The 13,736-nt window shown below is 40.4% G+C and carries 10 protein-coding genes and 1 pseudogene; 3 read left to right on the top strand and 8 right to left on the bottom strand.

What is annotated here, in order from left to right:
* Positions 1-130: 130 nt before the first annotated feature.
* From ACNKW3_RS04305 to ACNKW3_RS04295, 3 genes and pseudogenes are all read left to right on the top strand, one after another.
* A pseudogene (locus tag ACNKW3_RS04305) lies at positions 131-625 on the top strand (transposase); the annotation flags it as partial.
* Between the two features lie 14 nt (positions 626-639).
* The gene (locus ACNKW3_RS04300; protein WP_427398033.1) at positions 640-1,344 is read left to right on the top strand and encodes a hypothetical protein; all 705 of its coding nucleotides are present in this window, start codon (positions 640-642) and stop codon (positions 1,342-1,344) included.
* Positions 1,345-1,545: 201 nt separating this feature from the next.
* Entirely contained in the window at positions 1,546-2,463 is a 918-nt protein-coding gene (locus tag ACNKW3_RS04295; protein ID WP_427398032.1) for a tetratricopeptide repeat protein, read from the top strand.
* Positions 2,464-2,666: 203 nt separating this feature from the next.
* Here ACNKW3_RS04295 and ACNKW3_RS04290 read toward each other — a convergent pair whose 3' ends face one another.
* From ACNKW3_RS04290 to ACNKW3_RS04255, 8 genes are all read right to left on the bottom strand, one after another.
* Positions 2,667-4,010, bottom strand: coding sequence for a PepSY domain-containing protein (locus tag ACNKW3_RS04290; protein WP_427398031.1), 1,344 nt, complete (start codon positions 4,008-4,010; stop codon positions 2,667-2,669).
* 109 nt (positions 4,011-4,119) lie between these two features.
* A complete protein-coding gene (locus ACNKW3_RS04285) occupies positions 4,120-5,988 on the bottom strand; it encodes a hypothetical protein (RefSeq protein WP_427398030.1) in 1,869 nt (622 codons plus the stop codon).
* Positions 5,989-6,154: 166 nt separating this feature from the next.
* Positions 6,155-7,027, bottom strand: coding sequence for an MBL fold metallo-hydrolase (locus ACNKW3_RS04280; RefSeq protein WP_427398029.1), 873 nt, complete (start codon positions 7,025-7,027; stop codon positions 6,155-6,157).
* Positions 7,028-7,147: 120 nt separating this feature from the next.
* Positions 7,148-8,314: a porin gene (locus ACNKW3_RS04275; RefSeq protein ID WP_427398028.1), complete on the bottom strand. Its 1,167-nt coding sequence runs from the start codon at positions 8,312-8,314 to the stop codon at positions 7,148-7,150.
* A 99-nt stretch (positions 8,315-8,413) separates the two neighbouring features.
* Positions 8,414-9,466, bottom strand: a complete 1,053-nt coding sequence (locus ACNKW3_RS04270) for a cyclase family protein (protein WP_427398027.1) — start codon at positions 9,464-9,466, stop codon at positions 8,414-8,416.
* A gap of 66 nt (positions 9,467-9,532) precedes the next feature.
* Positions 9,533-10,984, bottom strand: a complete 1,452-nt coding sequence (locus ACNKW3_RS04265) for an NAD-dependent succinate-semialdehyde dehydrogenase (protein WP_427398026.1) — start codon at positions 10,982-10,984, stop codon at positions 9,533-9,535.
* Positions 10,984-12,363 carry a sigma-54 interaction domain-containing protein gene (locus ACNKW3_RS04260; protein WP_427398025.1) on the bottom strand — a complete coding sequence of 460 codons (1,380 nt, stop codon included), beginning with the start codon at positions 12,361-12,363 and terminating at the stop codon, positions 10,984-10,986. Before ACNKW3_RS04260 ends, ACNKW3_RS04265 begins: the two co-directional genes overlap by 1 nt.
* Complete coding sequence (locus ACNKW3_RS04255) at positions 12,363-13,736, bottom strand: hypothetical protein (RefSeq protein ID WP_427398024.1); 1,374 nt, start codon at positions 13,734-13,736, stop codon at positions 12,363-12,365. Before ACNKW3_RS04255 ends, ACNKW3_RS04260 begins: the two co-directional genes overlap by 1 nt.

The raw sequence follows: 13,736 nt of genomic DNA, 5'->3' as shown, positions 1-13,736 counted from the left end.
AGTAAAAAATTAAAACGTCGGCAAATGGCCTTGAGTTCAATTGGTGAGTGCAACACTATCCTTATTGCGAGAGGACAGTGCCATGAAACAAAGAAAACGTACTTAGTACTCACCTGAACAGAAAACACTCATATGGGATAGATATAAACAGGGAGATTCCTTGCATGACATTGTAAGAATGTTTGACAGAGGACATTCTTCCATTATGCCAACTATCTACCAAGCGGGTGGTTATCGTCCTCCAGAAAGAAAAAGACATTCCCAATCTCTTTCACTTGCCGAACAAGAGGAAATCTCTAGATGCTTAGTCATAAAACAGTCAATTCGAGAAATCGCTAGGCGTTTATCCAGAGCACCATCTACTATCAGCCGTGAAATAAAACGAAATGGCGGACTAAAGAATTACCGAGCCGCTAATGCAGAGCAAAGAGCTTTGGATAAAGCATTACGACCCAAACAGTGCAAGTTACTTGTTTGCCCAGACTTATGTAGACTGATTGCTATTAAACTTGGAAGAGCATGGTCGCTCCAGCAAATAGCAGGTTGGCTGAAGCGACAATACCCTGATAATGGGGAAATGCAGGTGTCCCACGAAACCATATATAAAACACTTTTTATTCAGACTCTTTGAGGTTGCAGGTGCAGTCATTGATTCGTGAGAAATATTTTGACGTAAACCTTTTACATCTTAGTGAATTACTGCAAACCAATGAACACCTTCATGTTAAGCGAGAGACACTGCGAAAATGGGCGCATGACATTCATCACGTTAAGCCCGCGACAACGGATAATGAGTATCGACCGATGCCAGTACACGTCAACCTCGATGATATCTGCATTACCAAAGCTCACCGTAAAATACGGAATGATCATAACTTCACCTACAAAGGCCAGTTTTACTTTATTGAGTCGCCTATCAAACACTCTATTGCTCATCAGAAAATAGAAATCAGAAACGTCCAAGGTAAGCAATTTGAAGCGTACTTTGCCGATAGAAAGTTGACAGTATCACCTGTGAATGAGCCGACCAAAGCGCCATTAACAATCTCTAATAATGGTTTTTTAAGTGATCAAAATAATGCGCTTAAAGATTTAGGAATTAGCCAAAAAGATATTGAATCCTGGTCACATTTAACTGGACCTGAACTAGCCAAAATCCGGGCGGAAAAAGTAGCAGAACTGACAGGAGGCAAAATAATTATGGCTGACTCTGCCGTTACTAACAGCAGTTTGTATCCACAAACATTCACCTATAACAGTTCTGAATTAAAAGCGATAGACATGATTACTCGCATGAAGGTCAACCACGCTATGGAATTTGGGCTCTTTCAACGCTCAAGATAGTTTTTGGCCTGAAAAGACCAATAAGAACAGCAGGTGCTAAACCAATTCTCATTGTAGAAGAATGATTTTTTTGAGTTAGTTCTGTCTATTTTATTTCTAATGTATAACCAGTAACAAATTGTAAGATTGTATTTCGCCCTATTGTGATCTTCAAACAATTTGCTAACCTTTAAGCTCACTTACTGGATTAAGGAAAAAGTTATGCAGTTGACCAAATTAATGAGTGCAGCAGCATTGGGTGTGGCATTGGCATTGAGCAGCGTTAGTTTTAGTCATGCCTCTCAAGTGAATGAAGAAAAGTACTGTTCCGATCAGGACTGTCAGATTCAATTAAGAAATCTTAGCAAGCTAGCCAAAAATGGAAGTGGGCGAGCTGCGGCAATAGTAGCCATGGCCTATGCTTCAGGTGATGGGCTAGAACTAGACCATGAAAAGGCAAAACACTTTATTACTTTAGGTGTTCGCTATAAAGATCCCGTTGCAACTCACTTGATGTCAGATTGGCTTCGAACTGGCTTTGTGGTTGAGCAAGACGTTGAAAAAGCCGATCAAATGTTAGAGCGGGCTGTCAAATATGAATATGGTCCTGCGATGTATCAAAAAGCCCTAGCCCTTTTACAAACAGACGAACCTGAAAACGCCACCGAAGCGGTTGAACTACTTGAGCTAGCCTCTGAGAAGAAGCTTATGAGTGCGATGTTTTTATTAGCGCGCTTAAAGCAAACAGGGATAGCAACAGAGAAAGATTTAGAAGGCGCAGGCCAGTTATATAAAGCATTGACTCGAGCTAAACATCCAAAAGCTCATACACATATGCAGGAAGTGATTGAAGAGATGTCGGGTAATGCGCAAAACCCAGAACTTGTAGCCGAACTACGAAATGTCAAAGATGTAGAGGTGATAAAAGTAAGCGGTGAGCGTTTTCAAGTAAATTTAATGCTTGATAGCTTAGTTGATTCCCTTAGAGCCTCCGGGAAATTCGACAGCAGATCAATTGGCAGTCGCATACGAGGCGTCAGTTGTGCCGAAGTGAGTAATTGTGGGGCGATAAGCCCTAGTGACTCCCCGGGCGCAAGTAGTGTGCTTGAACTTATGTCTGGTACACAGGGTAAAAGGTAAATCCAATCGGTAACATAATGAGCACCAAGGCAAGTATTGTCCTTGGTGCTGAACAACATACTAATTTTTACCTAGTAATCTAATAAATTTTGACTCTCTATTTATGCTTTATAATTAGAGTGTCTTTGTTTTTGTTCGTTGGTATTCAAAGCAAATTCTCTAAATATTCTCCCTCATTGGACATTAGTCCGATATTACTATCATTACCCTTTGCTGCCTTTAGGTTGAATTATTCCTATCAGCCCAGTAACTGATAGAAGGATGAAAATAAAAGCAAAAACCTTATTCCAAAGGTGATTAAAGTGCCCTTCCCCAGAAAAATCGAGGAAGTGTAGACGTAACATCCATGTATCAACTAAAGATTTTAGATTTGAGGCTCCCACGTACGAAGCGGTGGAAGCATCCAAGTAATGTCGAACATTCTGTTCATCTACAAATGAAATAACCCTGTGTTCATAGGGATAAAAAGAATCCGAGTCGCGAAAGCTATGAGGTTTAAAAGGTAAGCTTTGGGTAATTAAGAGTTCATTAATTTCTACAGGCCCTTGCATATTCAATGTATAAATTTGCGAGGCATTTTTCATTGCTTCTTGGGGAGTATTAGCCTCAATTTCAACAAACCAATTATTTAATCTGCTCACAACAGACGCTCGATTAATGCTTGAGCCAAATTGGAAATTCGAGAATACCACCTGTTCTGATGAAACCAAAAACTCTGGCGGTTGAATAGGAATCGGTTCTGGTTTTTGGCCCTCAAACCATACCAAATAGCTACCAGTAACTAGCCAAATTGTTACTGGCGCCAAACAAACTAGCGCCGTAAACCTATGCATATAAGCGTTTAATTTTCTGCTATTTTTCCTTTCCATGGCTGGTATTGCAAAGGGCTTTTTAAAACACAAAATACGAAAGCATAGAAAGCAAAATCCACAAACAAAGGCCATCAAAGCTAAAACAGAGAGCAGTTTAATTAACCAGTTTTGCGGGTTGGCTCCGTCATCATAATCCATGATGTGAAACTTCCACATCCAATCAAATACTCGCCAGCCCCAATAGCGTTTTGTGACTATTTCGCCAGAAACCGGCTCAATATAAAAGGTATGAGACTGCCAGCCTTTAAATTCAACAATAAAGGCCTCTTTATATCTTGACGATACTTCATCGGGCAATTCGTCAGAAAGCGCAATATGCTTTATGTCTTCTTCAATAAAACCCATGGTATTGCGTTCAACTGCAATCTCCATCACTTGGGACTCAGTAAGCACAGGCATTTCTTGCCCGGTCTTTGCATCAACAAGCCGAATTGAATATGGGATATTACTTAACACAAATTTATAAACCGGACGCTGCAATCGGTATTCGAGGTCTATTCGTAGAAACGGGCGAGAGTTGTTTATCACCTCGGATAAAGGAAAGCTGAAATCTGAAACCCTGACGGATGGCGTTGGTTTGACAAAATTATCACCTCGTATCTGGTGAATATTAATCAGCACCATAAAACAGCCAGTCACAGCCCAAATAGCCCATTGCCACCCGCTTACGCGCATCAGTTTCTTATGATATTTAAAAAACAGATTAGCGTTTGCTTTTAAAGCGCGCATACGGGCGGTTAACTAGCGAATTTTTGAAAGTAAACGATTAGATAACAGCATCTTATTATTCTGACTTTTTCTCATCTGACGCTTCGTTATTTCGCAAAAATCCAGCCGCTTCTTCGTCTTCCTTGCTCAGACGCTTTTGATCATTTTCAACAAAGGCTCTGGTTTGTTGATTTACTTGGTGAATATTGGATGCGTTTTTTAAGTCTGATTCACTGGTAATCGATGCAATGGATTCTCTATCACGTAAGAAACCCTTAATTTCCTTTACGATCTGCGACATTTCTTCGTCATTTTTCGACATGCCCATTATCAAACGAGGGGATTCCAAATTGGCCGTTCCACTAGTCGCAAAAATCGAAGAATCAATTCGAGATGTTATGATCCAAGGCGTAATGGAGCTTCTAACCACTACATTCTCAGAACGCGTAGAATCATGAATAGACATACCTGTAGATACTTTTGATTCCGTATATGTACCTTCACTTTTCAGATACATTAATAATGAGTTAAAATGAATTTCACCCCAAAATAAATGTGCGCCATTGTTTAAAATACTGCCCGCGGCTTTAAAGGTTAACCAAGCAAATAATGAGAACAGGGCACTGTTATGCAAGGCAACCAAACTGGCATTTGCCACACTTGCGCCATCCTCAGAGTTCAATGCAGCTTTTACGATATCCGCAATGTCCATAATCAACATGTACAGTAAGCTAAAGGCAATTAGCACAACCAATTGAGCCAATGCCGAGCAAATAACACGAAAGATATTTTTGTAACCAATTTGGCTTTCATCCGCTAATTCTGGCTGGGTTTCAATTAACAGCTCGCCGTTAAAACTGCCTTTGCCTTCCGCCTGTTCATTCAATCTTGGATCGAACTCTCGGTATACCCGGTTAGGAATCTCTTTATATCGGCGGTTCGCCAAAACGATGTTTTCGATATTAATGAAGATTTCATTAGGATGTACATTTTCCTGAAAATTATCTCTATATTCGCTGACATCGGTCTTTGGCGTGACCTTACTTAATCTGGTAAATAAATTTGGCAAAATACCCGCTAGCACTAACGCAATCGCTACTAGCAACAATAAAATATTTGGCCAAGCACTGAATAGCGGGACTGATTCACTGAAATCCTGTACTTGTTGAACACTGATGCCAAAAATCTTTTGCACAACATAACCGACTATTACAGGTACTAGAATAGATAAAGATATCAAAGTAGCAATAGAGGCATTTTTGGTTTTGGTTACGCCTTTTTTGCCAGGGTTATTAATATGTTTTGCAGTGCGTTGCCATCCCACCAATAGATAAACGAGCAACAGAATCGAGAGTATGGGAATCGCTACTTCTTTCGCAACTTCACCAGCCAAGCCCGTCGTTACCACAAAAAACACTATAGCCAAACACAAAAGGGCCGTAATTAAGTTAGCCACCAAATTGCCGATTTCTTGGGCAAGATTTCGAATAGGATGAGGTAAAAAAGTTAAGTTTGGTAAAACAGAATGAAGCAACCTGGCTACCCAACCCATAGGCTCAAGAAACGTCAGGTTCTTTCGTCCCATGAGCATTGAATGTAATTGTTCATCATCATAAAACAAAAAGCGTCTTTCATGTTCTGCATTGTCTCGTTCAGAGCGCGCTTTATTAAATGCTAAAGATGTCGGCACTGAACGCCCGACAAAATAGCGAAATAATTGAAATAGACCTATTCCAATATGGGTAATCCCAGCAGCAACCAAAATAAATCCAGCGATGGCATATGCATAGGCATAAGCAGGATCTGAAGGTAAGGTCGTTGCAACGTTTAACAGTGGCACTATTCCAGCTAATAGCAGTAAAACACCAGTTACAGTGCGAAGTTTACCTTCTGTTTTAAATGGATTTTTTATTCCAAGGGTTTGCGAACCAAAATCGTATGCCATTTGTCATCCCTGTATCTGTTTAAAGCAGGTTAATAAGAAATACTCAAAAATATCGTTAGATGCTGAAATATAAGAATGATTCTATATTAATTAAATTGAATTAACGATAGAGAACTTGCTTACAATGTTAGTTCTGGTAATAAGCGAATTTGATCTTTACGGGTGATTAAAATTCAGTATCCAAATCTTGCCGAAAATTAAAATATGAATCATTAATTAACGATTTATAAACTCCTTCGATATTATATGTTAACCATTCATCATACATTTTAAGATTACTAAACTTATCAAGCTTTATGCTATTTTGAAGTTCCGGTAATGTTTTACCTGCTAGCATCCCCTCCTTTACCGCAGAATACAACGTTTCTAAATAATCTAGGTAATGCTCAATATCTTGCCTCGTACCCATACTTGCATGCCCACCAATAAACAGATCAAAGTCTTTAGTAGCTAACACTTCTTTGGTTGAATTAATCATCCCCGTTATGTCATAGCCTATAAGATCTTTGTATGGCATTCGACCCACGACGATCCAATCTACTACATAAAGAACATTCGCAGGCTGGATTAAGTAACTAACGGAACCCAAGCCATTATTTGGTCCATGATAAGTAAGATCGACACTTGTGGTACCAGAGTTTACTGTAAGGTTTCGAGTAAATGTAATATCTACGAGCCGAGTGGGAGCCTTGGTAAATGCGATATTCTGAGCGGCTAATTTGTGAGCAATAACCTGCGTCGAATCTTGCGATAAAATTTCGCCACCTGTTACATGGTCAACATGATTATGACTATAAAACATGTATGTTATGGGAAGTAGATTTTGTTCGCGTAAATAAGCGCGAAGATGCTTAGCTGCGTCTTCGCTTATGGGATCGGTTACTATAGTGCCTTCTTCAGTGGTTATAAAAACCGAATGATAGTTGCCAGCAGTAAAACGAAAAACATTATCTTTAACATTTTCAATGGAGTAAGTCTGCGCAAGTACAACGTTAGATAAACTCAACATTGATACTAGCATCACTACTGAAGCTATCATCACTAAACACTTTCGGTATATCACCATTTAAAAACACCTATCCATTTTTTCTTTTAAAATAGTTACGGTGTTTGTCATATATTAGCTCAAAATTCGAAAGTAATTTAGGCAGGTAAGTCCTTAAAAACTTGTCATAACACCTATACTTATCGCCGAATTAGACAAATCATCTCCAGCATGATTTTCAGCTTTTATAGCGGAAGCTTCAAACGCCAATGTGAATATATCCATTACTGGATGATAAACGCCAAAGGTAGCTTTAGTTTGTTCCGCTACTTGTACACTAGTATCCAATTCAGTTAAGTCGACATTAGATTGACCATAGTTTACGCCGACCTTTGTATTTCCTAATATGTGCGTTGCTTGCAAAAACCAACCATCGCTATCTCTTGGATTCACTTGAGTATCTGCAGCATCAATCAACAAACCATAATATCCCATGCCTTTAGAAGAATATGCTGAAGCGACTAAATGAGTTTTGCCTATATCTATCGCACCAGTTACATCAATAGCAGACGCTGAATAGTCATTAAATGAGGTTTGTACATCTTGATTAATGAAGGTTGTTGATACATAACCTGAATCAAAATTAAATCTCAGTTTTCCGTGCACACCAAAACGACTTGAACCAGTATCTCCAGTGTAACCATTACCACCGAATGAAATGAGATCTAAAGGCTGGTAAATACCTATTGCCATATCAACGCCCGAGGCAGTGGAATATGAGTAAGTAATTTGTGACAGACGGTCAGTAAATATATAGCCATAACCTGCACCACCAAGGCTGGTATTCAATGGAGTTCTTACACTTGCTGAGGCTCCGACACCACCGAGTGACATATCTTCTAACACAATGTCAATGCCAAACACGCCATAATCGCGACCGGCTTTTAAACTACCATAATCAGCGTGAGACACATCAAAAAAAGCTCTGTAAGCTTTGTTATCACCACTGCCATTAAATGCTGTGTTGTCGGTATTTCCAGGTTCTATTGCTAAGGTCGCTTTTAACGTCCATCCCTGTTTTTCAGTTTTAGCTGAAAAACTAAAACTTGCAGGACTGTAACCATTGGAAACTGAAGTGGCATTCTCGCCCAGACACAACAAAGCGTTACCAGCAACTACTGCACTGCCACTATCGCAATCAACATAGACTGCATGAGTGTTGAGAAAACCATTGAATGAAAAATCCCATCCTTTATTGCTTAGTGTCACTGCGCTGGCTGAAAAAGTAGTGCTGAACAGTAAGCCCGCTGAAAGGGCTGTTTTTTTGTTAAAAACTTGCATGTAAAAATTCCTTCTAATCAAAATTTGGACACAACTATCCCGTCGAGCCATGCTTGATGGCTCTAAACAATGTTGTTAACGGGAAGTTTTAGTTTGGGGTTATCGAATAACCATAGGGTTGACAGGCGATCCAGTTCCACCTTCCATCTTCAATGGAGTAGCGGAGAAGAAGAATGTGTATTGGCCGTCTTTTGCACTTGCATCGGCTAAATCATCTAACCAATAAAGCTCGGTTAACACTATGCCCAAATCACGAATTAGTGCGCCATGCAGTGGAATAACATAATCTTGGCCATCAATTTTTTGGAAGGATTTTTCAACTGCTAAGTTATCAGCTGCGATAACTGGAATTTCCATTTGATCGATCCAATCAATTAATGCTTTGCTGTAGCATAATCCAGGCTCTGTTAACGCCGACCAATTTTTTGCGTCGTTTTCATCATAAAATCTTCCCATCGAACCGGTTCTAATGACCAAAATATCACGTTTTTCAACACTGACTTTTTGCTCTTTCGCAGCCGCTTTTAAATCGTCCAAAGTGACACAGTCGTTTGGTGCTAGTCTATGGTTGGTGTCACCACGTAAACGACCAATATCGAGTAATACGCCGCGGCCTGTTATCCCTTCTTCACCTAATTTTGAGATATCCACAAAATCATGACCATGAATTGAAGATTGCGAAGATTTTCCATTATAGACTTCATCGCCATACCAAGCGTGACCTAAGGCATCTACGTGAGTGGTCCCTTGGAGGTACATAAACACAGCATCATCAGAGTACTTCATACCGCCGGCCAAGGGTTCAGATTTCTTAGATGAATAAATACCTTCATCTTGTGACATAAAGTGCATTACTGGTACTCGTCCCGGAAAAACAGGACCTACACCATGAATCATAGGTAGTTGTAACATGAATTTTTGCCCTTGTTTTACTGCTGACAAACCGCGCATTAACTGTGCTTTGTCTAAGTAGTTCAAAGCACCAATTTCATCATCATTTCCCCATTTTCCCCAATTCTTAGGTTTATCCTGCTGAATGGTTGTCATAGGGCTGTCGTCAGCTGCTATAGAAGTACCAGCTAAACAAAAACTCATGGTAGCCAAAGTTACTGCTGTTTTTATTGCTTTGTGTGTAATTCGGATGTTGAACATAATTATTCTCCTATTTAATTCATTCCTTAAATATAGCAACGAGATAAGGAACATCCTTTGTTGACGCTATAGCCCTTTTTGGCCATAGCATTGATATTTCATTTCTAAATATTCTTCGATGCCAATGTGCGCACCTTCGCGTCCAATACCACTCGCTTTAACGCCTCCAAAAGGCGCATTTGCGGCGGAAATAACACCGGTATTGATTCCAACCATGCCACTTTCAATGCCATCGACAATACGCTGGACTTGGTGGATGTTGTCTGAAAATAGATAAGCCGCTAAACCAAATTCGGTGTCGTTTGCATATGCAAGCGCTTGCTGTTCATTATCAAAGGAAATTAGCGGAACCAATGGGCCGAATGTTTCTTCTACACAACATTTAGCATAGCTAGGCACATCTGACAGAACAGTTGGTGCAACCCATAGCTTTTCTTGAGTTTCATCTATGCCACCACAGAGTAATTTAGCGCCTTTTGCTAAAGCATCATCAATATGCTCTTTCACCTTATTGACAGCACTTTGATCAATCAAAGGACCAATATCCGTATCGTTAGAAAGTCCGTCACCTAGCTTAAGTTTTGCTACTTTTGCCACCAATGCATCGCAAAATGCTTGGTAGATACTACTCTGTACATAAACTCTATTGGGTGAAATGCAGGTTTGCCCCGCATTTCTGAATTTAGCTTTAATTAATTCATCAGCTACAAAGTCAACGTTTGTGTCTTCGAAAATTAATAATGGCGCGTTTCCGCCCAATTCGAGTGATATTTTCTTTACGTCTTTTGCACATTGCTGCATCAGCAATGAACCAATTTTTGTGGAACCAGTAAAGCTTAACTTGCGTACTTTGCTATTACTTGTGAAGGCTTCGCCGATTTCTGCGGCCTTACCTGTCACCACTTGTAGCACGCCATCAGGCAACCCAGCTTTGCAGGCTAACGCCGCCAGTGCTAATGCAGTAAATGGGGTTTGCTGCGCTGGCTTAACCAACATAGTACAACCAGCAGCCAGTGCAGGAGCTACTTTTCTAGTGATCATGGCTGCAGGAAAATTCCATGGAGTAATTGCTGCACAAACACCCACAGGATCTCTAGATACAATAATTTTTTGATCATTGTTTAAACCGCCTAATGATTCCCCTTCAATACGCACTGCTTCTTGTGCAAACCAGCGCACATAACTTGCTGCATAAGCAATTTCAGCTTTTGCTTCATGCAACGGTTTACCTTGTTCACAGGTCATAATAAATGCTAATTCGTCTTCATGGTCTTGAATTTCATTAAACCAAGCTTGTAATAATTCACTGCGGTGTTGAGGCGTTTTTTTACGCCAAAGCTTAAATGCTGACTCTGCATCATCAATCGCTTTATTGACCTGCTCTCCAGTAATAACTGGCACTCTTCCTATCACTTGTCCAGTGGCAGGATTTTCCACATTAGACGTAGCGTCAGTTTGGTACCATTGCCCATTTAAGAGACATGATTGTTTAAAGATTGGTAGTTCGGTTAATTTCATTAAGAGGCCTTGAAGTTAGCTTGATAAGCTTGTCTTTTTTTAACTAAAGTTGATTGGGTAATACCGAGAGCCGCTGCAGCCGCCCTGGTTGTTTTATGATTGTGTAACGCGGTTTCAATTAAGCGTTGTTCTAATCCTTGGACTTGCTGCTTTAACGTTATTCCCATCTGATCATCGCCAATAGCTTGAAGCGCGCGCATTTCCTCCGGTAAATCTTGCGCCTTAATTATTTTTTCTGGACTAGTTACAACCAAACGTTCTGCGGTATTAATTAATTCTCGAATATTGCCAGGCCAATCATAGTGAGTTAACCATTCTAAAGCTTCTTCAGAGAGTTGATATTCGCAGTCATACTGTTGGCTAAAATAACCAAGATAATGCTGCAACAGGCTAGGTATTTCTTCTGTGCGATAGCGCAAAGCTGGCAATTCAATAGGTAACACATTAATTCTGAAATAAAGGTCCTGACGAAAATGCCCTTTATCTATGGCTTGACGAAGATCATGGTGGGTAGCCGTAATTAATCTAACATTTGTAGATTTTTGTTTAGTACCACCAATGGGTAAGTATTTATTGTCTTCGATGACTTTTAATAATTTGGCCTGTAGTGAAAGAGGTAAATCACCTATTTCGTCTAAAAATAAGGTACCGTCGTTAGCAACCTCTAATAATCCAGCTTTACCTTTACTAGATGCGCCAGTAAAAGCGCCCGCTACATAGCCAAAGAGCTCGGCTTCAATTAATCCTTCTGGCATTGCTGCACAATTTAATGCAATAAAAGGCTTGTTGGCACGTAAACTTTGTTTGTGGATAAATTTGGCCAGCCGTGTTTTCCCAGTACCTGTTTCTCCCTGAATTAACACTTTTACATCTGTTTTAGCTGCTTTTTCTGCAATTCCATAACAGGCCCTCGTTGCTCGGCTATGCACCAAACCATCGGGGGCATCGGTAATTTTATTTTCTTCGTTGTAATGTTCAACACGATTTAGAATATCCTCAAGCTGTTCTTGAGCATGTTTTGCTTGCAGTAATTCAGTCACATCTCGAACATTGAGTACAACATAATCCAGTTCACCGGCTTCATTGAACATGGGATTACCGCTGACTAAAATTTTGCGATCTCCCATTATGGTTTGTTGTAACGTAACGGGTCGACGTTCGCGTATCACTTCTAAACTTACACTTCGAGAAATCAATCCATCAGCTACCAGTTGGCTAACGTGTTTCCCTATTATTCGGTGTCGTTGCAACCCAGTGATTCGCTCATAGGCTTTATTAATACTTAATGCTAAACCTTTGCCATTAGTAATAAATACGCCGTCTTGAAGGGCATCTAAAACCTTCGCAATATTGCTTAATTCACCCACATTATTCATCATTACTTGTCCTGATGTTTAGTGAAAGTTTTATCAGTTTCCCCGCGGAAAAAATCCCGTCCGTAAATCAAAACTGTTAACAATATACCCACACCAAAAGCCCAAGCCGCCCCTTTTACTGAAAGTACTGCGGCAATAACGCCTGCAATTCCTAGATCTCTTTGAGAACGGGCTTCCAATACCCCAATGCGAACACTTACAAATCCTTGAATTAGTAGCGTCAATGCTAATGCTATTCCGAGAATTGGTTGCACAAGACTGACGATGGGTAATAACAATAGTCCAGTGTTAGTTCCCCATCGAAATGATCCTGAACCACCAAAAATTGAACGCATAGCTTCTTTACCTTGCTTATAACGTTCAACTATCACAACATGCATTGCCGCCCACAGAGGTCCGCACATAACAACATCAGGTCCAAAAATACTCATTATTAAATTGCGTCCACCGAAGATTAGGTGAGACCGATTTGGGTCATAATCGATTTTTTCGTCTTTTCTTATTTCATCAGCTTCTGCAAGTAACGCCTCGGTCTGTAACACGTCACCAAACACCACTATGTAAGCAGCTAATACTGTGGGAATTGCAGTTAAAAACATTAACAATGGAGGAAACCCGATACCAAACACTGTGTATTCTGTCCACATGAGCATAAAATCAGGCTGAGTAAATCCCCATTCAACATCTGGCCAAGGCGCTTCACCGAACAAAGGAGCAATGATCACAGCAAGTACGATGATGGGAAACACACCGAGTTTACCCACCAAAGCCCAAATACTATTGTGATGGCGTAATTTGGCAAAATGGGGAGAAAATATCAGATAAAATGCGACACCCACGGCAATACTGATAGTAAATGGGTATTGATCAAAGCGACCACCGGCTTTAAAGACAACTGCTATCGCCGCTATACCCGCGCCAATAATAATGCCGGATTTAATGGCACTTGGTATTTTATACACCACCTTGGTTGCCAAGCCTGTGATGCCTAAAAAGATCACCAGCAAGCCAAACATTATTTGAAACGCAATTAACGCATGCACCCTATCAGCACCAGGATCAAAGGTTTCTACATAGGCCATTAATATTGGAATTGCAGGCGTTATCCAGCCTGGCACTACTGGGTCACCTAATAAATGATGCGCTAGATACAGCAATCCATTTAGCATAACGATGGCAATGGCTGCCTCAAATGGCATACCGAGCAACTCGGTCATCAATGGAATAGCCGCAAGATCCACGGCGCACATAAGTAAACCCTGAAAATAATCTGGCCATTCCATTTTATAATGTACAAATGGGAGTCGGACTTTGAATGGTCCTAGGGGCCAGTGGGCTGTTTCGTTTGATTCCGGTGTAGGGTTGCTTGAGGACAT

The organism is Glaciecola sp. 1036, assembly GCF_050306235.1.
Classification (GTDB): domain Bacteria; phylum Pseudomonadota; class Gammaproteobacteria; order Enterobacterales; family Alteromonadaceae; genus Glaciecola.
The sequence above is the reverse complement of the archived record's forward strand: the minus strand, read 5'-3'. Positions and strand labels throughout refer to the sequence as shown.

What these genes read in the sequence shown, in the direction of transcription:
- ACNKW3_RS04285 (WP_427398030.1), bottom strand. Translation starts at nt 5,988, where the DNA reads ATGGCATACGATTTTGGTTCGCAAACCCTTGGAATAAAAAATCCATTT.
- ACNKW3_RS04255 (WP_427398024.1), bottom strand. Translation starts at nt 13,736, where the DNA reads ATGTCCTCAAGCAACCCTACACCGGAATCAAACGAAACAGCCCACTGG.
- ACNKW3_RS04270 (WP_427398027.1), bottom strand. Translation starts at nt 9,466, where the DNA reads ATGTTCAACATCCGAATTACACACAAAGCAATAAAAACAGCAGTAACT.
- ACNKW3_RS04295 (WP_427398032.1), top strand. Translation starts at nt 1,546, where the DNA reads ATGCAGTTGACCAAATTAATGAGTGCAGCAGCATTGGGTGTGGCATTG.
- ACNKW3_RS04290 (WP_427398031.1), bottom strand. Translation starts at nt 4,010, where the DNA reads ATGCGCGTAAGCGGGTGGCAATGGGCTATTTGGGCTGTGACTGGCTGT.
- ACNKW3_RS04265 (WP_427398026.1), bottom strand. Translation starts at nt 10,984, where the DNA reads ATGAAATTAACCGAACTACCAATCTTTAAACAATCATGTCTCTTAAAT.
- ACNKW3_RS04280 (WP_427398029.1), bottom strand. Translation starts at nt 7,027, where the DNA reads ATGATAGCTTCAGTAGTGATGCTAGTATCAATGTTGAGTTTATCTAAC.
- ACNKW3_RS04260 (WP_427398025.1), bottom strand. Translation starts at nt 12,363, where the DNA reads ATGATGAATAATGTGGGTGAATTAAGCAATATTGCGAAGGTTTTAGAT.
- ACNKW3_RS04275 (WP_427398028.1), bottom strand. Translation starts at nt 8,314, where the DNA reads ATGCAAGTTTTTAACAAAAAAACAGCCCTTTCAGCGGGCTTACTGTTC.